The sequence below is a fragment of the Larkinella sp. VNQ87 genome, assembly GCF_049445795.1.
Classification (GTDB): Bacteria; Bacteroidota; Bacteroidia; order Cytophagales; family Spirosomataceae; genus Larkinella.
In genome coordinates, this window is record NZ_JBMSDT010000002.1 from 380521 (window position 1) to 404693 (window position 24173).

Consider the following 24173-nt stretch of genomic DNA (forward strand, 5'->3'; position numbering starts at 1 on the left):
CCGGGAATCTTTCCTCTTTTTTAAACAATGGCCCGGCAACCGATCTATTCCTCCAAACGTTCTCTTTTCCGGCGAATCAACGAATGGCTTCACTTGTGGCTGGGGCTTTTTTCGGGGATCGTCGTCTTTGTGGTCTGCCTGACCGCCTGTTTCTGGGTATTTCGGTACGAAGTCTGGTATTTCACCGAATCCTATCAACGGGTTCCGGCCCAAAACCGCCCTTTTCTGGCCCCATCGGTTTTGCTCCAAAAAGCCGGAGCATTCGTTCGGCAAACGGAGGGGAAAACCGTCACCTTCACGGGTATTACGTACGGGAGTCCGCACAAATCGGCCTTTGTTCTCTACAAACCGTCGAAAGAAAAGATCCATCAGGTGTTTCTCAATCCCTACACCGGCGCAATCATTCATCACAAAAAAGGCCCTTCGACCGCCGAATCTTTTTTTATATTCGTCCGGGCCGGGCATCGGTTTTTCTGGCTACCGCCCAAAATTGGCAGTCCTATCGTGGGAACAGGCTGTCTGATTTTTGTCATCACCCTGATTACCGGGTTGATCTGGTGGTATCCGAAAAAATGGACCAAAACGACCCGGGCCAAAAGTTTTACCCTCAAATGGCGGGCCAACTGGAAGCGGGTCAACCTGGACCTGCACAACGTCCTGGGTTTTTACGCGTTCCTGGTCGTGCTGGCCCTGACGATTTCCGGCATCGTATACAGTTTCCGGTGGTTCGATAGTGCCTACCACTGGCTTCTGACGGGTAGACCGCAGACCCACCCAAACGGTCATCACGACGACCATCCCTTCTCCGACACGACCCGTACGGCCCGACTGTATGATAAACCGGAAGATCAGCTCTGGCACCGCATTCGCCGGGAACATCCGGGAGCGCCGGGGCGGCTAAGTATTTCGTTTCCCAAAGCAGCCAAAGACCCGTACGAAGTAGCCATCAATCCGGAAGAAGGAACCATTTACAAGACCTATGAACGCTTTTTTGACCAGTACACGCTAAAGGAACTGCCGTCCGAAGAATCGCGTCGGTATGAAGAGCTATCGGCGGGTGAGAAACTGTATCGCATGAATTTCGATATTCATGTCGGCCAGATTCTAGGCTTACCGACCCGAATTTTGGCTTTTTTTGTCAGTCTGATCGGAGCCAGTTTGCCCGTGACCGGCTTTCTGATCTGGTGGTTTCGCGGCCGAAAAAGCATAACGAGCAGCCAAACACCCCGCCGACAAGCCATTGCCTTTACCTCCAGAACCGCTAACTGAGGAATAAATGATCCCAAAAGCCAGATTAGCTAACCTAGTCTGGCTTGGGAGCTTATTCGCAATTCCTTCCGTTTTCAGCGTTCAAATTTTTTCCGTTTCAGCTCGAAATTTTGCCCCAGGTACACACGACGAACCTGTTCGTCGTTGGCCAGGTCTTCGGCAGTTCCCTGTTTCAGAATTTTCCCTTCGAACAGCAGGTACGCCCGGTCGGTGATGGAAAGCGTTTCGTTGACATTGTGGTCGGTGATCAGAATACCGATGTTCCGGAATTTGAGCTGAGCCACAATGCTCTGAATATCCTCAACGGCGATTGGATCGACACCGGCAAACGGCTCGTCCAGCAGGATGAATTTCGGGTCGACCGCCAGACAACGGGCTATTTCGGTCCGACGGCGCTCGCCACCCGACAACACCTTGCCTTTGTTTTTCCGAACGTGCGTCAGGCTGAACTCCTCCAGCAACTGCTCCACTTTGGCCTTCTGCTCCTGCCGCGACAGGCTGGTCAGTTCGAGCACAGCCAGCACGTTTTCCTCGACCGTCAGATCCCGAAAAACCGAGGCTTCCTGGGCCAGATAACCGACACCCAACCTGGCTCGTTTATACATCGGCAAAGCAGTAATATCCTGGTTATCAATGTAAACCTTGCCGCTATTGGGTTTAATCAGCCCGACCGCCATGTAAAAGGACGTGGTTTTACCCGCGCCATTCGGTCCGAGCAAACCGACAATTTCGCCCTGTTCGACCTGGTACGACACATTGTCGTTGACCAGCCGGGAGCCGTATTTCTTAACTAAATTTTCGGTTCGAAGAATCATGGTGTTGGTCACTCCGGCGGTTGTTGCTAAACCGGTTCGGATGGTACGTGAGCCGCTGGCAACCGGCCGTGTTACTGTTCAGTGCCCGCAGCGACTTTGATGTCTTTCAAATATAACTGCAACGATCTATTCCCGTTATAATTATTCTCTTCGATCTGGTAACAAATGGCAAATGGCTGGTCGCGCCGGAGGAACAACGCATGATGCGCCATGTTAAACCCTATTGCCGTAAACCGCTGGTATGATCCGGCCTGCTGAACCGTCATTTTCAGGTGCTTTTCCTTCATGATGTACGGTTCGCCGACCAAGTAGACCTCGTGCGTTGAAAAAACCGGTGCCATGTTGTGCGGACCGAACGGGGCCATCTGTTTCAGCACGTTGTAGAATTTCTGGTCGATCGCATCCAAATCGAGCGGCAGATCGATTTCGATCATCGGAATCAATTGCTCTTCCTGAATCCGCCGGGTGACGACCTCTTCGAATTTCTGCTGAAACGCCTTGATGTTTTCCAGCTTAAGCGTCAGCCCGGCCGCAAAGGTGTGCCCGCCAAATTGCTCGAGCAGATCGGCGCATTCTTCAATCGCTTCGTACACATCGAAACCCGGCACCGACCGCGCCGAGCCAGCCGCCCGGTTGTGCGACTCGGTCAGGATAATGGTCGGTCGGTGAAATTTCTCGATGCAGCGAGAGGCCACAATCCCAATCACGCCTTTGTGCCAGGTATTATTGAACAGCACGGTGCTTTTGGCCTTCAGCAGCCATTCATCACCCTGAATCATGGCCAGGGCCTGTTCGGTAATGCTCGTGTCGTATTGCCGGCGGCTGTTGTTGTGTTCATTGATCTCGAAGGCAAATTCAGTCGCTTCTTCTTCGGTTTGGGCCAGCAGCAATTGCACAGCGGCTTTGGCGTGCTTGATCCGCCCGGCGGCATTGATCCGGGGACCCAGGCCGAAAACAACATTCGTAATGTCCAGCGCCGAACTAAAACCGGCCACCTTGATCAGGGCCTGTACGCCAAAGCCGGGCGAGGAGTTTAATTTTTTCAGTCCGTAATACGCCAGGACCCGGTTTTCGCCCGTAATAGGCACAATGTCCGACGCAATGCTGATGGCCAGTAAATCCAGAAACTCAAATAACTGTTCAAGGGGAATGTCGCGCAGGAGGCAAAGGGCGTGCAACAGCTTAAAACCGACCCCACAGCCCGTCAGATCCTTGCAGGGATAATCGCAGTCCGAACGTTTGGGGTCCAGCACAGCCGCAGCCCTGGGGAGTTCGGAGCCGGGGCGGTGGTGATCGCAAATGATAAAATCAATCCCTTTTTCCCAGGCTTCGGCCACGCGGTCGATGGATTTGATCCCACAGTCGAGACTGACGATCAGCGTAAAGCCGTTTTCGGCGGCCCATTCGATTCCCTGAGCGGAAACGCCATAGCCTTCCTTATACCGATCGGGTATGTAATAATCCAGGTTGTCGTAGAGGGTTTTCATAAACCCGTAGAACAGCGCCACCGAGGTGGTTCCGTCTACATCATAATCACCGTAAACCAGGACTTTTTCGCCCCGCAGCATCGCCATTTGCAGCCGCAACACGGCCTTATCCATGTCTTTCATAAGATAAGGGTCGTGAAGATGAGTGAGTTCGGGGCGGAAATAGGTTCGGGCCTGGTCAAAGTTGTACACCCCCCGTTGCACGAGCAGCATAGCCATGAACGGATTTACTTTCAGATCTCGGGTCAACTGTTCAACCGCCAGTAGCTCCCCGGGTGACTCCGGAATCGGCCGGTATATCCAGCGTTTTTCACTCATACTGCAAAGTAACAAGAAAAGCGAGTATGAAAAACAAAAACCGGCCTGACCAATGCCCTTCTTCCGCTATCCTGTCTGTATTTACCGCTCGGGCCAAGCCACTCGCTACCGGACCAACAATCGCAGAACATACCACTGGTTGAACAGCCCAACTCGAATCAGATACAAACCCGGTTTTAAAGGATATAAGGGTTGAAGGAGCCACTCGGTTTCCGTTTTCTGCCTCAGGCCGAACAATAGTATTTGTCCGGTCATTGTGAGCAACTGCACACGGTTGGGAGCCAGTTCACGCGCCCGGAGACGGATGTCGCCCCCCAAAACCGGGTTTTCAACCAGCACCACGGGCTCCTCCCCGCGACTAACTGAAACCCATTTGGAGACCTGCATGGCCCCATCCCGATCGACCTGACGAAGACGGTAATAACTGATGCCGGGCAATGGTTCGCCATCGGTAAACGTGTAGCGTTGGCGGTTGGCGGTTTCTCCCACGGCCTCCACCTGCCCGATAGAGGTAAAAGCAACGGCGTCGGTGCTGCGTTCGATAACGAAATGGCTGGCTTTCCGCTCCCAGGCGGTTTCCCAAACGAGTTGGTTTCTGTCCCGCTCGGCGGTGGCCCGAAAGGTAGCTAATTCGACCGGCAAAGCGTTGGTGGCGCTCACCACAAAATCGTCGACCCGGAAGGACGTTGCACAGCCCGAGCCACTCGGTGGGGTATAACGGAATCGAAATGTGAGGCTGGCCTGGTTTTCGGCGGAACCCGGTAGAGTAAACATCGAGACAGCCCAGGTAGTCGTACCAGAACTGGATACATCCGCCGAGATTGTCGTCCAACTACTCCCTCCGTCCGTACTAAACTCCAGCAAAACAACTTGAGGGCCAAACGCGGCCGTTTTTCGGATGCCAAAACTGATGGCAACATTCGTCTGCCCGACGGTATTGATGACGGGTGAGGTGGCGGTTTGCTCCGCTGGGCCAGCACATTCTCCGAATGACATATTATTTCCGCCCGAAGCCGCGACGGGTGTCGTGTAACCGGAACTTGGCGAAACCGTACTGGACACGATTGCCGTCGTGCTACTGACGGTCCAGCCGTTGAGCCCGGACGAGAAGTTTTCGGAATAAATGATTTGGGCCACAGCCGCGTGGTTGAGCAAAATAAGCAACAGCGCGCTGCTGAGGAATCGTAGAAAATGGTGCATGGATACGGTTTTTTAGTGAAAAAGAAAGTGTTGGGGATATTAATTGGGCTGAACCAGCACCCGAACGGCGTCGATCCCATCCGCCCGCAGCAGGTAAATCCCGGCGGGTAAAGGTGTTTCCGGTTCCAGTACGGTTTGCCCCGACGCTATCGTACTCAACCGGGCGGGAAGGGTTCGGCCGCTTAGGTCCGAGAGCCGGAGCGAGGCAGACTCAATGTCGTTGGCTTGCAGGTGGATGCTTCGTCCGTCGGACGGATTGGGGTAGACCGTCAGGGCCCGCAAAAACCGATCGTGCCGAACCCCGATAATTTTGGAATGTCGCTTCGTTCCGTCTCTGTCTACCTGCACCAGGCGGTAATAATTGGTGATCCGGTGCGCCTGTTCGTCGGCAAACGCATAGGACTGTCGGCGCGTCGATTCCCCGGCGGCTTTCACCCGGCCAATCGGTCGAAAATGGCTGAGATCAAGCCCGTGTTCAACCACAAAATAGTCGGCATTTTGCTCCGAAACGGTTTCCCAGGTTAACTGCACGATACTGCCGATGGCTTTTCCCCGGAAAAAAGCTAGTTCGACCGGCAGCACCACACCCGACCAGTCCATGTCGCCGATGGTAAAGCCCTGCGGTCTGGGGTTTGAACCCGCGAGAGGGCCATTTCCGAAAAGAATAGTCACGTTTTTAACTTTCGTTAGGAAACGAACCTTGTCGACCGTCGTCCGAATAGTATCAGTTGCCAGAATTTCATTGCCATTGACAGTATATCCGGCTCCGGCCGGAATCACAGGCATTACGGCGTTGCCGAATTCGTCCGTAGCCACAATGATTACCTTATCCTGATAATAACTTTGTGGATTGGTGAAATCAGTTTTGTACTGAAGCGCAATGATTGAAAATTCTAAGCCCGTTACAGGATCGCCAAAAGTGAAACTGTAATTTTGCGTTTCGCCCGACGTATTGAAATCTACACTGGGTGTGTAAAGCCCGGTACTGGCTGGCCCTGGGGATAAATTTGAAAACTGCCCGGGACCGTCGACGCTAATATCGACGTTGACCGCCGGGGTTCCGATGCTGGTGTAGGAGTGGGAACGGGCACCATCCGGATACAGCGGAGCGGTGGTGTTGAAATCCAGATCCTGCGCAAAACCGGGTTCCGGACAGATTAATGCTACTAGTGCCGCAGAGAGTAAATAAAGATACTTCATCAAGCAGAAAGTTTAGCGGTGAACACCAATACAATATTCTCTACTTAGACGGAGCAATCCTTATTAAAGTCTCACATTATCTTGGAAAAATTTTATAAATTTTCAATTTATTTGTTTCGGTTACACGGATTTCACGTAAACTGCTTGGCTTCCTGCCAGTACACTTCCATCTCGTCCAGCGTCATATCCTTCAACTGCTGGCCGTGTTTACGGGCCTGTTCTTCCAGGTATTGAAAACGTTTGATAAACTTTTTATTGGTCCGTTCGAGGGCGGTTTCGGGGTTGATGTCGATAAACCGGGCGTAATTGACGAGCGAAAACAGCACATCGCCGAATTCCTTCTCGGCCCGTTCCGGATCAATCACAGCGTCGGTTTCGGCGTTGAATTCGGCTTTGAACTCCTGCATTTCTTCCTCCACCTTCTCCCAAACCTGCTGTTTTTCCTCCCAGTCGAAACCGGCTCCCCGCGCTTTCTCCTGAATCCGCATCGCTTTCACCAGTGCCGGTAATGAGCCTGGCACTCCGGCCAGCACCGATTTGTTGCCTTCTTTCAGCTTCAACTGCTCCCAGTTCTGCTTGACTTTTTCCTCGGTGTCGGCCACCACGTCGCCGTAAATGTGCGGATGGCGGGCAATCAGCTTGTCGCACACGCCGTTCAGCACATCGGCCATGTCGAAGTTGGCTCCCGAAGCCGGTTCCGACGCAATGCGGGCGTAGAAAACCAGGTGCAGCATCACATCGCCCAGTTCTTTGCGAATTTCGGGCAAATCCTTCTCCAGAATGGCGTCCGACAGTTCGTAGGTTTCCTCGATGGTCAGGTGGCGCAGGCTGTCCATCGTCTGCTTGCGGTCCCAGGGGCACTGTTCGCGCAGTTCGTCCATGATGGTCAGCAGCCGGTCGAAGGCCAGCAGTTGCTCCTGCCGCCGGGCGGGCATGGTTTCCAGTCGTTGCTTCAGGTCGGTATTCATCGGGGTGTTTTTGACAAAGTTACGGTTTTCAGCCTGCCCGGAAAGCGAATTCATCAAGTCAGCCCTGAAAAGTAAATTGACTGCCTGAAACAATCCCTAACTTTTTTCGCCCATTTCCTTGCTCCGAAGCATTTCAATCTGCTACTTTGTAAACCAAAGTTCTTTTATCCGATGTTGAACAAATTACTTGCCGTTTACCGCTCCGGCGAAGGGCTGCGGATGCTGGTGCTGCTGTCGGTCATGAGTATTGCGATGGTGGTGGTTCGCTTCAATCCCTGGTTTTTTAAGATGCTGACCTGGAACCTGTTTCTGGCCTGGATTCCGCTCCTGGCCGTCCTGTTCCTGCGCGAAGGACTCGAAAACCGCCAGTTGCCCCGCTGGATTCTCTGGCCGGGGCTGGCTTTCTGGCTGCTGTTTTTGCCGAATTCGCCGTACATTATCACCGACCTGTTTCACGTCCGGCACGTGGGCGAAGAAACCGTCTGGTTCGACACCATGATGATTTTCATGTGCGCCCTCACCGGCCTGCTGGCGGGGCTGTATTCGCAGTTGCTGGTTCACCGGATGCTCAGCCAGCGCCTGGGCGCGATGCCGACCTGGGCCGTCATGGTGGGCTGTCTGCTGCTGACCAGTTTCGGGGTCTATCTCGGGCGTTACATTCGGCTCAACAGTTGGGATTTATTTACGAATCCGCTGGATTTAGCCCATCTGATCGGTCAGAGCCTGCTGAATCCGTTTGCTTTAAAGCTCACACTTTCGTATACTTTTGCCCTGGTGACCCTCTACACGGGTTTCACCCAGTTCGTACAACGCCGTACGCATGAGTCGCTGGATTGACGTTCGGAAGAGTTTACGCAGTTTTCGGTTTGCCACGGAGGGAATTTGGGCGCTATTCCGGTTTGAAAATAACGCTAAAATTCACTTACTAGCGGCTATTTTCGTCGTTGCCGCCGGTTTTTGGCTGCAACTCGACCGGATCGAATGGGCGCTGGTGCTGACGCAGGTCGCACTGGTGCTGGCGGCCGAAGCGTTCAACACGGCGATCGAGAAACTTGCCGATGTGGTGTCGCCCGAGCGGCATCCGCAGATCAAGGCCGTCAAGGATTTATCGGCAGGCGCTGTATTGCTGGTCGTCATCCTGGCGGTTGTGGTCGGGATTTTAATTTTTGGCACGAAACTGATTGAATGGCTGGACATGGCTTGATGGATAACTAAGTAACGGTTTTTGGAACGGTGTAACCATCCAAGCCTTCAACCATCCAACCCTCTTTAACCGTTTAAACCCTTAAAACGATCGTTAACCCTTCATTCCATGTCCGAATCGCGCGAACATTTACAAACTCTGACCGAAATCCGGAGCCTGATGGAACGCTCGTCGAAGTTTCTTTCGTTGAGTGGGTTGTCGGGCGTATCGGCGGGACTCGTGGCACTGGCGGGGGCTGCGGCCGCGTACATTCGGCTTCAGAAAAATAACCTGAGCCTCAACTACGAGCGCGTCAGCGAACTGAATGGTCCGGAACGCCGGGAAATGGTCGATTTTATTTTGCTCGACGGATTTCTTGTTCTGATAGCCGCCCTGCTTCTCGGCATTTTTTTCACCATTCGGCAGGCCCGACGACAGGGCCTGAGCGTCTGGAATACCATCTCGAAACGCTTGCTGTGGTCGTTGGCGGTTCCGCTGGTGACGGGCGGCATCTTCTGTCTGGCCCTGATCCGGTTTAACCTGATCTGGCTGACCTTTCCGACCACCCTGATTTTTTATGGCCTGGCGCTTTGTAGCGGCAGTAAATACACCGTCCGTGATGTCGAATACCTCGGTTTATCGGAAATTATGCTGGGCTTGCTGGCCCTGTTCTGGACCGGGTATTCGCTGCTGACCTGGGCGGTCGGCTTTGGGGTGCTGCACATTGTGTACGGCACCGTCATGTATCTCAAATACGAACGAGACGAACAAAAGCGCTGATGCGAGAATTCCTGATCGGATTTAATAAAGCGTTTGAGAGTAAAGCCCGGCTCGGCATCATGTCCGTTCTGATTGTGAACGAAACCCTGAGTTTCAATTCATTGAAAGAACTGCTGGACCTGACCGACGGGAATCTGGCGACGCACCTGCGGGCGCTGGAGGAGCAGGGCTATGTCCTGGTGAAAAAGCAGTTCGTCGGCCGAAAACCCAACACGACCTACACCGCTACCCCGGAAGGGCGTCAGGCTTTCACCGACCATTTGAACGCCCTCGAAGATTTCATTCGCAATTCGGCCTAAAAAAACCTGTAAGAACGATCGTCTTGCAGGTTTTTTGGATTAGAACAAATTCTTAATTTCTACCCGGCGCTGAAAGTGCTGCCCATCCTTGAACGGCAGATTGATCAATACCTGCCCATGGTCCTGAACGGCTTCGATGTGCTCGGCATCCACAAATTCCGGAATGTCGAGCACCCGCAAAAACATCGGTACGGCCAGGGACTGCCCTTCCAGAGCGTTTTTTTGTTGCAGCAATGTATATAAAACCAGCTTCTTGCCGTCGATCAACACGTTGAATGCTTCCGGCTCGACGCCCGGAGCGGATAATTTGATAATCAGGCGATCGAATTCCTGTTCGGTTTCCATTCGCGTCATGCTCGAACCGCCGTATAAGGTGTTCAACAAATCGAATTGTCCACCCATGCCTTGCAGCGTATTTTCTATCGGTTTCATAGTCGTACTTGTTGGTTGTATAGTTACTGTTAAACAAATTACGTACCTAACGTAAACAGGCCATTTTTAGCGACAGAATGGCTGGCAAAGACTGATACACCGAAAATAAACTGTCAATTGGGCAGTAATTTGCTATATAACGGTTTTTGTACGCATTTTTGGTCCGAATTAGCCGTAAAATATTTATGATCGGACTGAGTGTCCTGGTACTAGTCGGCGGAGCAGTGTGGTATTTCTTCCGCACTTCCAAGGCACTGGCTGTGTTAATGTTCCACAAAATCGACCCCGAACGGCAGGATTCGCTAACGGTTTCGGTCAGACAACTGGAGCAACAACTGGCGTGGCTACAAACACATCGCTACCAAATCGTCACGCTCCGGGATGTCATGACGGCCATCGACCAAAACCGCCCCCTGCCCCCACGCTCGGTTTTGCTGACATTTGATGACGGATACGTTAACAACCTGACTTATGCCCTCCCGGTTTTGCAGCGCTTCGGCAGGCAGGCCGTGGTGTTTGTGCCGACGGCGTTCGTCGGCCAGTGTAACCAATGGGACGGCTGCACCGAGCCTTTGATGAATCCGGAGCAACTGCGCCAACTGCTGCCCACGTTCGAACTGGCCCTCCACTCCCACCAGCACCTGAATTACAAAAACCGGTCGGCCGACGAAATCCGGACCGACCTTCAGCAGAACCTGAACGCGTTCGACGCCCTGAATCTTCCTTACGTCCGGGCGTTTGCCTATCCGTACGGCGGTCGGCCCAACGATCCGGCCATCAAACAGGCCATGCAACAGGCCATGACCGAAGCCGGAATTCGGGTAGCGTTTCGGATCGGAAACCGCCTGAACCGCTTCCCGATCCAAAACCGGTACGAACTCCAGCGGCTGGACATTCGTGGCACCGACTCACTGGCCCGCTTTGTCCGAAAGGTGCGCTGGGGTAAACTGTTTTAAAAATGAAGATTTTCATCGATACCGAACGGCTTCGGGACCTGAACAGTGGTTTGGGGCAGTTTTGCTTCCGGCTTGGCCGCGAACTGGTGCAGCAACGCCCGGCATCGGCCGAACTCACCTTTCTGGTTCCGGAAAAACACCGGGGCATTTTTGGCCCCGAGGTGTCGTACCAAACCGCGACCTGGTGGCGCAACTGGTTCAATCCGGGAGCCTACGATGTCTGGCATTGCACCCACCAAGATTCCCGTTTCTGGCCCGCGTCAACCCGCACCCGGACGGTTTTAACCATTCACGACCTGAACTTTCTGGAACGGTCGGACTACAATGATGCCAAAAAAGCCGGAAAATTGGCCGCTCTCCAGCGGAAAGTTGATCGTTCCTCGGCCCTGGTGACCATTTCGGAATACACGGCTTCCGTCGTCCGCGACCGGCTGACGATTTCTGAAAAACCGCTAACGGTTATTTACAACGGCAATTCGCTCGATCAGGCCATCGCGCAATCGCCGAATCTTCCCAATCCGTATTTCCTGTTCGTGGGGGTAATTCATCCCAAAAAAAACCTGCACACGCTGTTGCCGTTGCTCGAAGCCTTCCCCGAATGGCAACTCGTGCTGGCCGGGCCGGATGCTCACCCGTATGCCGGTCACCTCCGCCAACAGGCGCAAAACCTGGGCATCGGCGACCGGCTGATCCTGCCCGGGGCCGTCGACGAAGCGACCAAAACCGGCCTGTATCAGCACTGCGATGCCTTTCTGTTTCCGTCGCTGTCTGAGGGATTTGGCTTGCCGGTGGTCGAAGCGATGAGTTGCGGCAAACCGGTTTTTCTGTCAAGGCTGACGAGCCTGCCCGAAATTGGCGGAAAAGATGCCTATTATTTCGAATCGTTCGAACCGGAAGCGATGGCCGAAACCGTGTTCGATGGGCTTAACGATTTCAGGGCCAATCCGTTCCGGGCCACCCGACTCCGCCAGCAAGCCACCCGCTTTAGCTGGGAGCAGGCCGCCCGGCAGTATTGGGAGTTGTACCAAAGCCTGGCAACCCCATAACTTCGTTATTCGCTATTCAACATTCGATATTCATTATTAATTTGATTGCTCCCAAACGCCCCCACCTCTCCAAAAATTGCCCTCCTCCTGCACCGAATTCGGCTTCGGCTTGAAAGCCGGATTTACTTTGGCTACCTTTGCGCCTTATTGAACCTAACAGGCGTATGCTTCGGACTCATAGCTGCGGAGAAATCCGCATCGAACACGTTAATACACAAGTTATCCTCTGCGGATGGGTGCAGCGTATCCGCGACAAGGGTGGTCTGGTCTGGATCGACCTGCGCGACCGCTACGGCCTGACCCAGTTGCTGCTCGAAGAAGGCCAAACCGACCCCGCCGTTGTGGCGACAGCCCGTTCGCTGGGCCGCGAGTTTGTGGTGCAGGCTACCGGAACCGTTGTCGAGCGCAAATCCAAAAACCCCAACCTGCCCACCGGCGACATTGAAATTCGGCTCGAAAAGCTGACCATTCTGAATCCGGCCAAGCTGCCCCCGTTTTTGATCGAAGACGAAACCGACGGTGGTGACGACCTGCGGATGAAATACCGCTACCTGGACCTGCGCCGGAATCCGGTCCGGAAAAACCTCGAACTGCGGCACAAAATGGCCCAGCAGACGCGGATTTACATGGACGGTCAGCAGTTTATCGAAGTCGAAACGCCGGTTTTGATTAAATCGACCCCGGAAGGGGCCCGCGATTTTGTGGTGCCGAGCCGCATGAACCCCGGCGAGTTTTACGCCCTGCCGCAGTCGCCCCAGACGTTCAAGCAATTGCTGATGGTATCCGGTTTTGACCGCTACTACCAGATTGTCAAGTGTTTCCGCGACGAAGACCTGCGCGCTGACCGCCAGCCGGAGTTTACGCAGATCGACTGTGAAATGTCGTTTATCGAGCAGGAAGACATTCTGCAAATGTTCGAAGGGCTGGTGCGGCATTTGTTCAAAACCGTCAAAGGCATCGACCTGGCCGCCGTGCCCCGGATGACCTACGCCGAAGCCATGCGGCTCTACGGTTCCGACAAACCGGATACCCGTTTTGGCATGCCGTTTGTTGAACTGAAGGGCGCGTTCGATACTGTTGATCTGACCTCGGGCAAAAACTTTGTGGTGTTTGATTCGGCCGAACTGGTTGTCGGCATCAACGCCAAAGGTTGTGCCGACTACACCCGCAAACAGCTTGACGAACTGACCGAGTGGGTGAAACGCCCACAGATTGGCGCGAAAGGGCTGATTTACGTTCGGTACAATTCCGACGGTACGCTTAAGTCGTCGGTCGATAAGTTCTATTCGGAAGACGATCTGAAACACTGGGTCATTCAGTTCCAGGCCGAACCCGGCGACCTGCTTTTGATCATGGCGGGCGATACCAATAAAGCCCGGAAGCAACTGAGCGAGTTGCGGCTCGAAATGGGCGCACGCCTGGGTCTGCGCGATCCGAACCAGTTCAGCGCCTTGTGGGTGCTCGACTTCCCGCTGCTCGAATGGGGCGAAGAAGAAAACCGCTGGTTTGCCATGCACCACCCGTTTACCTCGCCCAAACCGGAAGACATTCCGCTGCTGGAAACCGACCCCGGTACGGTGCGGGCCAATGCCTACGACATGGTGATCAACGGCACCGAAGTCGGCGGGGGTTCCATCCGGATTTTCCAGCGCGAATTACAATCGAAGATGTTTGATTTACTGGGTTTTACGCCCGAAGAAGCCCGGGCGCAGTTCGGTTTTTTGCTGGAAGCTTTCGAATTTGGCGCACCGCCCCACGGCGGGATTGCATTCGGTTTCGACCGGCTTTGCTCGATTTTCGGCGGGGCCGACTCCATCCGCGACTTCATCGCCTTCCCGAAAAACAACTCGGGCCGCGACGTCATGATTGACTCCCCCTCCACCATTGCCCAGGCGCAACTCGATGAGCTACAAATCGCAACGGTGAAAAAGAGTTAAGAATTATGAGTTAAGAATTATGAGTTGGCTCCGCAGGATTAGTATGCGTCAGCCAACTCATAATTCTTAACTCTTAATTCTTAACTTCTTAAAACAACTTCTCATTTGGCGGTTTAATGCCCTTCATCCGAATGTAAATCGTGGTCTGGCCCCGGTGGTGGGTTTGGTGCTCGAAGGCTTTGGCAAACACCATTTCGCGGGAGAGCTTGCGCGGCCCCATCGACACTTCTTCGCCCAGCTGCGCATCGCTCATTCCCTTGATGCCCTCCAGCACAAAATCGTAGCTGTCCAGAACGGCTTTGCTCAGACCGGCTTTGGTCTTGAACTCCTCCATCGTTTCCATCTTTTTACCCTGCATGGGGTTGGCCTTGCCGGTGGCTGCCGACGCAAAATTGTAGTTGGCGTTGGCCAGGTGCAGCATCTGTTCGGCAAAGCTCCGGATGTCGGGCGTCGGCTTGAAGCTGACCCCTTCTTCGGGCATCGCATCAAGGTATTCTTTGGTGTACTCTTTCGCGCGTTGCCATTCCGTGGTCATTTGGCTCACGGTGGCCGGGCGGGTCGAAAAGTTGCTGAAGGCAACCCACAGCAGCAGGGTTAAAACCGTAAATCCGGATTTCTGTTTCATGACGAAAAGCTAATGGTTTGAGAACCAAAGTTAAACCTCCCCGGCAGCTTTCCAAGCCCAAAAACCGGATTTCTACTCAAAGTCGTGTCACAAAATAAAATTCAAAATGGAAATGTAAATTGAATCGCTTTTTCGTTTAAAATGTAGTGCCGTATCTCAACAACAAATCCTAGTTATGCTGCGACCTGCCGAATATAACCGTTACGAAAAACACCTGAACCTGCCCGAAATCGGCGTGGAAGGTCAACTGAAACTGAAGCAAGCCCGCGTACTGGTGGTGGGTGCGGGCGGGTTGGGATGCCCGGTTTTGCTCTACCTGACGGCAGCGGGCGTCGGAACCATCGGCGTGATCGACCCGGATACGGTTGCCATCAGCAACCTGCAACGACAGGTATTATACACCACCGAACAAGTTGGGAAGCCCAAGGCGACGGTGGCCGTAAATTCACTCAAAAAAATTAATCCTGAAATCAGCTTCAACGCCTATGCCTACGCCCTCGATCGGTCGAATGCCCGCACGCTGATTGACGAATACGATCTGGTGGTCGACTGCACCGACAACTTTACGGTTCGGTATCTGGTCAACGATGTGTGTGTGATGCAGGAAAAACCGTTTGTCTACGGGGCCATTCACCGGTTTGAAGGCCAGGTAGCGGTTTTGAACGCCCGGCTGGCGGCTTCAGAGTTGCAACCCGAAGAAATCCGGCGCGGACCGACCTACCGCTGCCTGTTCCCGGAGTTTCCGAACCAGATGGAAATTCCGAACTGCGCCGAAACCGGCGTTATCGGCGTTTTGCCGGGCGTTATCGGGACGTACCAGGCCACGGAAGTGATCAAACTGATTACCGGCATCGGTCACGTGCTGAACGAAGAATTGCTGATGGTGGATCTGCTGGCGATGTCGTTCCAGAAAATTCGGGTGCGTCGGCGGCTCGATGCCGAAGCGGCCGCGCAGAACGGCTGGGAAGAAGGCCAGCGCGTTTCGGCCAAAACTGAAGTCCCCAAAAGCATTACGGCGCTGGAACTGGCTGATCGGCTGGCGCAGGAGGAAGACATTTTCCTGCTCGACGTCCGCGAACGGCCCGAATACAACATCTGCCACCTCGAAAACGCGGTGCTGATTCCGGTCAACATCATCGCCAATAATGTCAAACGCATTCCGACCGACCGACCGGTGGTCGTCTACTGCCACCACGGTATCCGCAGCCAGTACGTGGTGGATTACCTCCAGAAAGAATTCGGTTTTACGAACATCATGAACCTGCAGGGCGGTATCAATAGCTGGGCGCGGGATGTTCAGCCGGAGATGGCCGTGTATTAAGTCCTGGTCATACGGTTTTTCGAGGTTGTGCGTGATACCATCCTCTAAGCAAAAAGGCTGCCCCACACGAGGCAGCCTTTTTTGGCGAAAACCGGCCGGTTACTTCAGAACAACCGAGCGAATCGGGGCGCTGGGCTGTTGCGTCGACAAGCTCACGTTTTGCGTTTTGGTTTCATCACCGTTCGTGATTGCCACCTGATAAACCCCGTCGGGCAGGTTACGAACATCCAGGCTCAACCGCACCGACTGCTGGCGTTTGCCCACTTTTTGAACAAACAGCACGTCGCCCGCCGGGTTGGTCAGCCGAACCTCGACAGGGCCACCGGCCTGCTTCTCGACCATTATTTGCAACTTCCCGCTGGTGGTGGGATACATGCCGGTTTGAAAAGCAGCTACTTTTTTGGGGCGACCCGCCGGTTTGTGGATGTCGGCGTTTGAAACCGTGAAGCTGGCGAAAGTCAGAACGAAAGCGACGAACAAGGTATTTACGAGCGTTTTCATGGCATTTTGTGTTTAAAGAGTTCTTTGTTGTTGTCCTGTTTGGATGAAACAAAGGTCTCACGAAACGCCCGAAATCCCTGTCACAAATGAGTCAATCGCTGGTAGTTTTGGGAAAACCGGTTTTATCCCTTCCGATACGCACTGGGCGTTTGCTTATAAAACTCCCGAAACACTTTGGTAAAGTACGACGGGCTTTCAAAACCGACCAGATAGGCCGTTTCGGCGGCACTGTGGCCCAACCGCAGCAGATCGATGGCCTTGCGGAGCCGGTATTGCCGAATCAACTCGACGGGCGACAGATTGGTCAGGTTATGCACTTTCAGGTACAGCGCCTTTCGACTCATCGCCAATTCGTCGGCTAGCCATTCCACGCTCAGCGTCGGATCATCCAGGTGTTGGTCAATCAGCGTGTAGATCTTCCGCAGAAACTGATCGCCGACACTCAGCAGGGGTGTGGTGCTGTCGGGTTGGGCCAGTTGCTGGCGGTAATGTTCCTGCAACCGTTGCTGGTGCCGCAGCAGGTTCCGCAGCCGCAGCCGCAGTTCGCCCAGGTGAAACGGTTTGGTCAGGTAGTCGTTGGCCCCCAGCGCCAGTGCCCGCAGCCGGTGATCCTCGCCCGCACTGGCCGACAATAACATGATGGCAATGTGATCGGTGGCCGGATCACTCTTCAGGCGTTCAATCAGCCCGTGGCCATCCAGTCGCGGCATCATCAGATCCGTCACGATAATGGCAGGAAGCTCCTCCTTCGCCAGCACCCAGCCTTCGTAGCCATCGACCGCCGACCGAACCCGGTAAGTCGTCGCCAGTTCAGCGACCATAAACTCCCGCAGTTCGGGGTTGTCTTCCACCACCACGATCAGCGGAGGTTGTTCAGTACCATTCGCCGACGCTTTCCCCGACGAGTCGGCGGCCGGGAGCGGCAAGTCCACCTCCACCGACGGCGTCGGAGCCGATGCCACCATCTCCTCCCCTTTGGCAAACTGGAGGGGCAGTTCGAGCGTAAAAACGGTGCCCGATTCTCCGCCGTCGTCACCAATCCGGCTCTCGACCCGGATGGTTCCGCCCAGCCGAAGCGTCAGTTCACGCACCAGCGCCAGGCTGATTCCGGTTGTATCGTTAGCTCGAATGCGCTGATTATCACCCTGATAAAATCGGTCGAAGACGTGCGGCAGTTTGTGGGCGCTGATGCCAATCCCGGTATCCCGAACGGCCAGCCGCACCCCGGTCGGCGTCTGATGCAACGACACCGTGATCGCTCCCGATGGTGTAAACCGGATGGCGTTCGTCAGCAAATGAAAAAGAATCGTTTCCCATTTCCCCGCATCGAACCGGTAATTCTCGGCGGTCAAATCGGTTTCATACACCAGCGAAAGGTTTTTCAGGTCGGTCGACGGCCGGAACAGGTCCACGACTTGCCCCACAAAACCGGCTAGATCGCCCACCTGTTCGACCAGTTCGACCTGCCGGGTTTCAAGCTGGTTGATTGCCATCAACTGGTTGAGCAATTGCAGAATCTGCCGGGCGTTCCGGCGAACGGTCATCAGCGGCTGCTGGAGCGGCTCGGGCACCTCATCAGTTTCCAGCAACTTGTCTACCGGTCCCATGATCAGCGACAGCGGAATCCGAAGTTCGTGCGTGATGTTGGTAAAAAACCGGGTTTTCATTGCGTCGATGGCCTTCGTTTCCTGGTTTTCGCGCAACTGCTGCACATACCGTCGACTTTTCTCAATGGTCGCTTCCAGATCCTCGAAGTCAATCGGTTTGGTCAGAAAGTCGAAAGCGCCCCGGTTCATGGCGGTCCGGATGGTGGTCATGTCGCTGTAGGCCGTCAGCATCACCGTGGGAACGCTGGCTTCGGCCTGCGAAAGCCGGTCGAGCAGCGTTAGTCCGTCCATGCCGGGCATGTTGCTGTCGGTCAGCACCAGGTCGATGTCGGGTTGTTCTTCCAGCACCTCCAACGCCTGCCGACCGTCGCGGGCAAACACAAACTCGTAGGTTCCTTGTTGAATGGCCCGGCGAAAGCGTTGTCGGAATAGGTCTTCCAGATCGGCTTCGTCGTCTACCAGCAGTATTTTAGTCTTCATTCCATCAACGGCGTAAAAACCGTAAGGTACAAAAAGGATGGGCATCCGCCTACGTGACCCCGGCAAACCGACACGAAAAGGCCGACCCGGAGCGAGTCGGCCTTTCCAGTTGTATTCAAAAACCGGTCCGTTGGTCAGCGGTTACTTCAGCGTAATAAACCGGGCCGGGGCGTTGGATTTTTCACTGGCCAAGGTAACGGTTTTGGTAGTCGTCTCGACGCCATTGGTAATCGATAACTGGTAGACCCCATCGGGCAAGTCGCTCACATCCAGGCGGAGACGGGCCGCTTGCTCGCGTTTTCCGTACTCCTGAACAAACAGCGCATCCCCTTTCTGGTTGGTCAGCCGAACCACCACCGATCCACCGGCTTCTTTTTGCAAAGCAACATGCAGTTTTCCTTCGGTCGTGGTATACATGCCGGTTTGAAAAGCGGCTACTTTTTTGGGACGACCCGCCGGTGAGTTGATGTCGGCCTGTGAAACCGTGAAGCTGGCGAAAGTCAATGCAAAAGCGACGAACAAGGTATTTACGAGCGTTTTCATGGCGTTTTGTGTTTAAAAGAGTTCTTTGTTGTTGTCCTGTTTGGATGAAACAAAGGTCCCGCGAAACACCCGAAATCCCTGTCACAAATGGGTCAATCGCTGACACTTTTGAGAAATGCCGGTTTTTCCGTCAATTTTGAGTCATAAACCGCCACGTCACCTTCCCGACGGTATCCGGTTTTCCCTTATCAGCCACCGACATCCGGCCTTTCAGCGTCCCGTTTTTTTGCCGTTCTACCTCGATGAGCCGCCAGCTAAACTGACCTTTCTCGTAGTCGTAGGTTTCGCCATCGTCGTCGTAGAGCCGGTATTGGGCCGGTTTTTCGCCGTAATGCCGGATTTCCAGGTCCACTTTCTGCCCCGGTTTGGGCGCGTGGAGCAGCGGGGGCATCATCGGAATAATCCCGCCGTCTTTCACAAAAACCGGAATCTTGTCAAGCCCCGGCGTGACGGTTATCACCTCACCATCGCCCACCAACCGGCCCGTGTAAAAGTCGTACCATCTCCCCTTCGGCAGAATCACGTTCCGCGACGTTTGCCCCGTAAACAATGGTGCCACGAGCAGGTAGTCCCCCGCCATGTACTGATCCTTGATTTCCTTCGTGATGGCTTCCTGGTACGGGTTTTCGCCCAAATTCGTTACGGTTTGCTGTTTTTCCACTTTTTCCACAAAACCGTCTTCCAGGTTTAGCGCCCGGAACGGCGGAGTGCCTTCAAAATGGTAGTTGGCAAACGCGGTGTACCAGTACGGCATCATCTGCATCCGCAGTTGCGCCACGGCTTTGACCTGTTCGGCCACGTCGGGAAACGACCAGGGCTTGGTGCCATCGGCCCAGGCGTTGATCATCGCCATCGGCGAAAAACAAACCGTCTGAAACCGGCGCAGCCACTCCTCCCCGGTTTTCGATGCCCGCACTTCCGGCGTCCACAGCACGCCCGCAAAACCGCTGTTGATCAAGCCCGTAATGAAATCCTGGTGGCTGTAATTGTCGTTGTAAATCACGTACGGGAACGACGAGCCACCCGCGTTCGACGCCCGCACCAACCCGTAGGTCCGCGTGTTGCGCCGATGAAACAAATCCGTGCTTTGCTTCTGCACCAGCAGCCCGTACGTTTGTCGCATCTGCTCGGCGCTGACGCCCGACGGAAACGTGGCGACATCCGGCCACAGCCAGGAGTCGTACCCATCGACCTCGTCGATTTTGTAGCCGCTGACGCCAAGACCAACGTGGTCTTTATCAAATTGCTGCCAGTAAATTTGTTGCGCCTGCGGCATCGTCAGGTCCGGCACCGCGCCCACCCAAACCGTGTGCGAACCGGTAAACGGTTTGATTTGGGGATAAATCGACGCATCGGGCGAGACGTAGGGATTCGTCCACAGGTTGATGCGGATGTTTTTGGAAAGCATATCCTTCACAAAACCGGCCGGGTCCGGAAACCGGGTTTTATCCCACTCAAAGGTGCAGGGATACGATTTGCTCTGCCAGCCGGGTTCGAGCCCAATGAAGTCTAGCGGATATTGCCTCGCTTCAAATTCGGCGGCTTCGTTCCGGACGCTGTCGGCAGTGTAGAGCCGATGGACGCGCTGCGTAAAACCGAGTCCCCAGCGGGGCGGCAGACAGCCCCCACCGTTGAACAGATTGAACCGCCGAACCACGTCCATCGGTTTCGGCCCTTCGAACACGTAAACCTCGACGCCCCCGGCCGGAACCAGCAGTTCGACGGCATCCGAATAGGGGCTTGCCGACCAGGTTTTGTCGGTATTGCGGTCCTGCGCTTTGGGCGGATTTTTGCTATCCTGCCGCACGGCCGATCCGGCATAAACCGTGATGTACCGGGCCGAGTTGACGAAAACGCCGTAGCCATTGGACGAGACGTAAAACGGCGTTGGCGCGTGCGTCCGGCCGTTGTCGCGGTTGCCGTAGTGGTCCATGTGCAGGTTCAGCACCTTGCCGCGCTGGTGAACCGTCTGGAAGTTCAGGCCAAATCCGTACAGTTGCTCCCCGCGTTCGAGCGGAAACCGCAGGTACGTTTTACCATCGACGACGCGGACGGCAATCTCTTCTTTCGGCAGCGGGAAACCGGTTTTGTTCAGTTTTTGAAGAGCCGCTGTGTTGGGCTGAATCCCGGCTGCGGTGAGCAGGTCGTAGGCTTCGGGCTGGCCGACGGCGAGTCTCCAGACGCCGGGAGCGGTTTCGGTCCAGTTGGTTTGGGCTTGTAGCGACAAACTACTGGCCAGCGCGAAAAAAATAGCCAGTAATGGACGGATCTGGCTGATCATTGACTGGGTATGGAACATGAAGTCGAGGGCTTTTCCATGAAAAAACCGGAGGTGTTTTTTCTACTCCATCAAATAGAGTTTTTGAAGCAGCCCCCGGTTTGCCATGTCGGTCTCCGGAGCCTCTGAGCCCCTCGACAACTTACTTGGTAGGACTAAAGAAAGAAGTTAAACAGCGATAGAAGGCCAACAGGCTGCCGGGCGGATGCTGATTCGGAATACCGACTTAGTTTCTCCGAACCACTTGCCCGAAGAAGCTGGGTTTTACTGGCGGTTTTCAGGTAATCGAAACACCGGTCGCGCAGTTGAACGAACAAATACGACTCCCAGGTTTGGCCGGGTTGAAGGACGGGCTTGCATTCTGCCCATTCCCGAAAAACCGCATCAACGATTTCCTCGGCATCCGCCCGATCCTTGATCAACGACTCGCAGAACCGCAACGCAACCGCCCGGTATCCCCGGGTCACCCGATTCGGAAGATGTTCGCGCGCGGAAGTCATGCAAGATTTTTTTGAGTCATCAATACGTGGTAGAAAATCATACACCTCATGGAATTACTTACAGAATACTACCGAAAAACCACCGACGTGTACAATTACATCGCAATATTATAATAAAATCAGACTACTTCAGTGTACATTTGTAGCGATTCAGTGTACGATTTTATCGTAAATAAAAAGTTCTCAATCGGCTGGAGTAGCCAATGGTCAGGCCTGTTTTCATCGATTAGTCCACTGGCTTTCGGAACTATTTACCGGTAGCGCAGGAGTTCATTGACGGTTTTGAAGGCATAGCCCTGCCGCCGTAAACCGGTTACAATTCCCCGGATGGCCTTGACGGATTCAGCGCGGTCGTCGTACATCACGTGCAGCAGAATGATGGAACCGGGCCGGGCCGGAGTAGGTATGGTTACCCAACTGATGACCGGCGGCCGCGAGCTTCGTTCCTTCAGGGCGGTGGTTTTCCAGTTCTTTTCCGGTGACAAAAACGTCGCCTTGATGTTCAGTCTGTCGAGAATAGCCAGGATTCGGGCGGTTTTTTCCGTCGGCCCATCGTCGTATGTCAGCGCCATTACTTTTTGATGCGTATCGACACGGGCGTGGAGAAAGAAAGCCCCGAATGCCGAAGCATGCGGGGTAAAAGGGGACATTAAAGCCGGCTTACCGGTTAGGCTTTTTGATAATGCAGTTCAACGACGCCGTTCTGGTAGACATGGCTTCTTTTCAGGTGCAGCTTGCGCTGATCGCCCGGATTTGCAAATAGCTTTTCGCCCTGGGCGGCCACAACGGGGTGGATGCCCAGCACGATTTCATCGAAAAGGTTGTTTTCCAGAAACAATTGCCAGCTTTTCAGACCACTTTCGACCGAAATCGCTTTTCCGTCGCTCTGTTTGAGTTTTTCAATCGCCTGCACCAGCGATTCGGCATCACTGAAAAGTAGCTGCTCGGAATTTCGCCAGGTCAGGTCTGCTTTCGACCGGGAAATGACGATTTTCCGGATGTCGTTGATCTTTTTGGCAAACCGTCGCTCGGTTTCTGATGTCGAGTTGCTCTCGGCCTGTTGCCAGTATTCACCGAGCCCGAAATACGTGTTGCCGCCGACGATGATGGCGTCCAGGGTGTCGTAATACGCGATGGCTGCTTCCAGAATCTCGTCACTCAGGGTCATCCAGTTTTCGGGCTCGGATGCCACGCCGTCCAGGGAGATTTGCAGGGATAAGATGATTTTTCGCATGGAGTTGGGAAGACCAGACGTTTAGAACCGCCTGTCGGTTAACGGATGAATCGATTAAGTCACTTATGCCGACACGGCTTCTTCGACGGCCTGTTCCAGTGTCGCGATGTCAATTCTGGTCATTTTTAGCATGGCCTGCATCACGCGACCAGCCTTCTCGGGGTCTTTGTCCTGCAACAACCTCCCTAATTGAGCGGGAATAATCTGCCAGGAAACGCCGAAGCGGTCTTTGAGCCAGCCACACGGTCCCGGTTTTCCGCCGTCGGCCGTCAGTTTCTCCCAGTATAAATCGACTTCTTCCTGCGTCTCGCAATGCACAAACAGCGAAATTCCCTCGGAGAACGTGAAATGGGGGCCACCGTTTAAGGCCGAAAAGGGCTGGCCGTCGAGAACAAAGGAAACCGACATGACACTGCCCTCAGGCGCGGGTCCGCCTTGGCCATACCGACTGATGTTCGTGATTTTTGAGTTGTTGAAGACCGACGTGTACAGCGTTGCCGCTTCTTCGGCCTGGTTGTTGAAGGTCAGAAAAGTCGTGATCGTTGGCATGTTGTTTACCGGTTTGGTTTTGTACGCAGACAAAGGTAAAGCGGTTTTTCGGCACCAACGGAGGGCGAAAACGACATTCTGAGGGCGGTTTGCGACAACAAATTCTACACCTGCACAAGCAGCTCATGCCTGGTTGTGCATGGTCTTGCGCTCTGAATCTTACTTCACTCCTCTAATCCCAATTCTTTCCACACTTCATCACGGCTATGCCATTTTTTGGTCTCGGATTTTGTTTTGATCAGGTGCACATAATCCAGAAAATCCTCCAGCGAATCGAAGTCCTCTAACTCGGCCGCTAGGGTTTGATAGGTGGCATAGGGTAAGACAGCGAACTTTGGCTCGCCGTTTTCTTCAATAATTTGCGCCTTCAGTGTCATTGATAAATATCTTTTCGATGCCCGATATCCACTATTTCAATAATCCGAATTTCATCCTCTTTATCAAACAGAACCCGGTAATCACCGACCCGTAATCGATACGCAGCAACCGGGTGATTAGCCAGTTTCTTAACGTTTGGCGTCTCGTTTGGGTTTGCGGCTAATTCGTCAATTTTTGACAAAATGCGCTGAGCGTCTTTCTTCTGGATTGTTTTAAGACTCTTCAATGCTTTGTCAGAAAACAGTAATTGGTACATGAACGATAAGA

The 24173-nt window shown here is 54.0% G+C and carries 26 protein-coding genes; 9 read left to right on the forward strand and 17 right to left on the reverse strand.

The window, feature by feature from the left end:
* Positions 1-27 precede the first annotated feature (27 nt).
* On the forward strand, positions 28-1269 hold the full coding sequence (locus tag ACO2Q8_RS04230) for a PepSY-associated TM helix domain-containing protein (RefSeq protein WP_423343535.1): 1242 nt from the start codon (positions 28-30) through the stop codon (positions 1267-1269).
* 74 nt (positions 1270-1343) lie between these two features.
* Here ACO2Q8_RS04230 and lptB read toward each other — a convergent pair whose 3' ends face one another.
* From lptB to mazG, 5 genes are all read right to left on the reverse strand, one after another.
* A complete protein-coding gene (lptB, locus tag ACO2Q8_RS04235) occupies positions 1344-2084 on the reverse strand; it encodes an LPS export ABC transporter ATP-binding protein (RefSeq protein ID WP_423343536.1) in 741 nt (246 codons plus the stop codon).
* Positions 2085-2155: 71 nt separating this feature from the next.
* Entirely contained in the window at positions 2156-3889 is a 1734-nt protein-coding gene (recJ, locus tag ACO2Q8_RS04240; RefSeq protein WP_423343537.1) for a single-stranded-DNA-specific exonuclease RecJ, read from the reverse strand.
* A 105-nt stretch (positions 3890-3994) separates the two neighbouring features.
* On the reverse strand, positions 3995-5089 hold the full coding sequence (locus tag ACO2Q8_RS04245; RefSeq protein WP_423343538.1) for a hypothetical protein: 1095 nt from the start codon (positions 5087-5089) through the stop codon (positions 3995-3997).
* Between the two features lie 39 nt (positions 5090-5128).
* Positions 5129-6289: a T9SS type A sorting domain-containing protein gene (locus ACO2Q8_RS04250; protein ID WP_423343539.1), complete on the reverse strand. Its 1161-nt coding sequence runs from the start codon at positions 6287-6289 to the stop codon at positions 5129-5131.
* A 131-nt stretch (positions 6290-6420) separates the two neighbouring features.
* Positions 6421-7224: a nucleoside triphosphate pyrophosphohydrolase gene (gene mazG, locus ACO2Q8_RS04255; RefSeq protein ID WP_423343705.1), complete on the reverse strand. Its 804-nt coding sequence runs from the start codon at positions 7222-7224 to the stop codon at positions 6421-6423.
* Between the two features lie 204 nt (positions 7225-7428).
* Here mazG and ACO2Q8_RS04260 point away from each other — a divergent pair, with 204 nt between their 5' ends.
* From ACO2Q8_RS04260 to ACO2Q8_RS04275, 4 genes are all read left to right on the forward strand, one after another.
* A complete protein-coding gene (locus ACO2Q8_RS04260) occupies positions 7429-8094 on the forward strand; it encodes a DUF1361 domain-containing protein (RefSeq protein ID WP_423343540.1) in 666 nt (221 codons plus the stop codon).
* Positions 8078-8461, forward strand: coding sequence for a diacylglycerol kinase family protein (locus tag ACO2Q8_RS04265; protein WP_423343541.1), 384 nt, complete (start codon positions 8078-8080; stop codon positions 8459-8461). The genes ACO2Q8_RS04260 and ACO2Q8_RS04265 overlap by 17 nt, the downstream gene beginning before the upstream one ends.
* Positions 8462-8569: 108 nt before the next feature.
* Positions 8570-9220, forward strand: a complete 651-nt coding sequence (locus ACO2Q8_RS04270) for a hypothetical protein (RefSeq protein WP_423343542.1) — start codon at positions 8570-8572, stop codon at positions 9218-9220.
* Entirely contained in the window at positions 9220-9519 is a 300-nt protein-coding gene (locus ACO2Q8_RS04275; protein ID WP_423343543.1) for a winged helix-turn-helix domain-containing protein, read from the forward strand. The genes ACO2Q8_RS04270 and ACO2Q8_RS04275 overlap by 1 nt, the downstream gene beginning before the upstream one ends.
* A gap of 39 nt (positions 9520-9558) precedes the next feature.
* Here the strand turns inward: ACO2Q8_RS04275 and ACO2Q8_RS04280 are convergent, their stop codons facing one another.
* Positions 9559-9951 (reverse strand): hypothetical protein, encoded by a 393-nt coding sequence (locus ACO2Q8_RS04280; RefSeq protein ID WP_423343544.1) that lies wholly within the window; start codon positions 9949-9951, stop codon positions 9559-9561.
* A 185-nt stretch (positions 9952-10136) separates the two neighbouring features.
* On the opposite strand from ACO2Q8_RS04280, the gene ACO2Q8_RS04285 reads away from it, so the two are divergent.
* The 3 genes from ACO2Q8_RS04285 to aspS all read left to right on the forward strand — a co-directional run bounded on the left by ACO2Q8_RS04285 (position 10137) and on the right by aspS (position 13890).
* Entirely contained in the window at positions 10137-10907 is a 771-nt protein-coding gene (locus ACO2Q8_RS04285) for a polysaccharide deacetylase family protein (protein ID WP_423343545.1), read from the forward strand.
* Between the two features lie 2 nt (positions 10908-10909).
* On the forward strand, positions 10910-11953 hold the full coding sequence (locus ACO2Q8_RS04290) for a glycosyltransferase family 4 protein (protein ID WP_423343546.1): 1044 nt from the start codon (positions 10910-10912) through the stop codon (positions 11951-11953).
* A 164-nt stretch (positions 11954-12117) separates the two neighbouring features.
* Entirely contained in the window at positions 12118-13890 is a 1773-nt protein-coding gene (gene aspS / locus ACO2Q8_RS04295; RefSeq protein WP_423343547.1) for an aspartate--tRNA ligase, read from the forward strand.
* A gap of 88 nt (positions 13891-13978) precedes the next feature.
* Here the strand turns inward: aspS and ACO2Q8_RS04300 are convergent, their stop codons facing one another.
* Entirely contained in the window at positions 13979-14515 is a 537-nt protein-coding gene (locus ACO2Q8_RS04300) for a DinB family protein (protein WP_423343548.1), read from the reverse strand.
* 175 nt (positions 14516-14690) lie between these two features.
* Here ACO2Q8_RS04300 and moeB point away from each other — a divergent pair, with 175 nt between their 5' ends.
* Positions 14691-15836 (forward strand): molybdopterin-synthase adenylyltransferase MoeB, encoded by a 1146-nt coding sequence (gene moeB / locus ACO2Q8_RS04305; protein ID WP_423343549.1) that lies wholly within the window; start codon positions 14691-14693, stop codon positions 15834-15836.
* A 99-nt stretch (positions 15837-15935) separates the two neighbouring features.
* Here moeB and ACO2Q8_RS04310 read toward each other — a convergent pair whose 3' ends face one another.
* The 10 genes from ACO2Q8_RS04310 to ACO2Q8_RS04355 all read right to left on the reverse strand — a co-directional run bounded on the left by ACO2Q8_RS04310 (position 15936) and on the right by ACO2Q8_RS04355 (position 24162).
* A complete protein-coding gene (locus tag ACO2Q8_RS04310; protein ID WP_423343550.1) occupies positions 15936-16337 on the reverse strand; it encodes a T9SS type A sorting domain-containing protein in 402 nt (133 codons plus the stop codon).
* A gap of 122 nt (positions 16338-16459) precedes the next feature.
* Positions 16460-18424, reverse strand: coding sequence for a response regulator (locus tag ACO2Q8_RS04315; RefSeq protein WP_423343551.1), 1965 nt, complete (start codon positions 18422-18424; stop codon positions 16460-16462).
* Between the two features lie 141 nt (positions 18425-18565).
* Positions 18566-18967: a T9SS type A sorting domain-containing protein gene (locus ACO2Q8_RS04320; RefSeq protein WP_423343552.1), complete on the reverse strand. Its 402-nt coding sequence runs from the start codon at positions 18965-18967 to the stop codon at positions 18566-18568.
* A gap of 130 nt (positions 18968-19097) precedes the next feature.
* On the reverse strand, positions 19098-21266 hold the full coding sequence (locus tag ACO2Q8_RS04325; RefSeq protein ID WP_423343553.1) for a glycoside hydrolase family 31 protein: 2169 nt from the start codon (positions 21264-21266) through the stop codon (positions 19098-19100).
* A 134-nt stretch (positions 21267-21400) separates the two neighbouring features.
* A complete protein-coding gene (locus tag ACO2Q8_RS04330) occupies positions 21401-21745 on the reverse strand; it encodes a hypothetical protein (protein ID WP_423343554.1) in 345 nt (114 codons plus the stop codon).
* Between the two features lie 251 nt (positions 21746-21996).
* Complete coding sequence (locus ACO2Q8_RS04335; RefSeq protein WP_423343555.1) at positions 21997-22395, reverse strand: polysaccharide deacetylase family protein; 399 nt, start codon at positions 22393-22395, stop codon at positions 21997-21999.
* A gap of 17 nt (positions 22396-22412) precedes the next feature.
* On the reverse strand, positions 22413-22979 hold the full coding sequence (locus ACO2Q8_RS04340; RefSeq protein ID WP_423343556.1) for a dihydrofolate reductase family protein: 567 nt from the start codon (positions 22977-22979) through the stop codon (positions 22413-22415).
* Between the two features lie 63 nt (positions 22980-23042).
* Positions 23043-23528, reverse strand: a complete 486-nt coding sequence (locus tag ACO2Q8_RS04345) for a VOC family protein (RefSeq protein ID WP_423343557.1) — start codon at positions 23526-23528, stop codon at positions 23043-23045.
* Between the two features lie 164 nt (positions 23529-23692).
* Positions 23693-23905 carry a prevent-host-death family protein gene (locus ACO2Q8_RS04350; protein ID WP_423343558.1) on the reverse strand — a complete coding sequence of 71 codons (213 nt, stop codon included), beginning with the start codon at positions 23903-23905 and terminating at the stop codon, positions 23693-23695.
* On the reverse strand, positions 23902-24162 hold the full coding sequence (locus ACO2Q8_RS04355) for a type II toxin-antitoxin system RelE family toxin (RefSeq protein WP_423343559.1): 261 nt from the start codon (positions 24160-24162) through the stop codon (positions 23902-23904). The genes ACO2Q8_RS04350 and ACO2Q8_RS04355 overlap by 4 nt, the downstream gene beginning before the upstream one ends.
* Positions 24163-24173 lie beyond the last annotated feature (11 nt).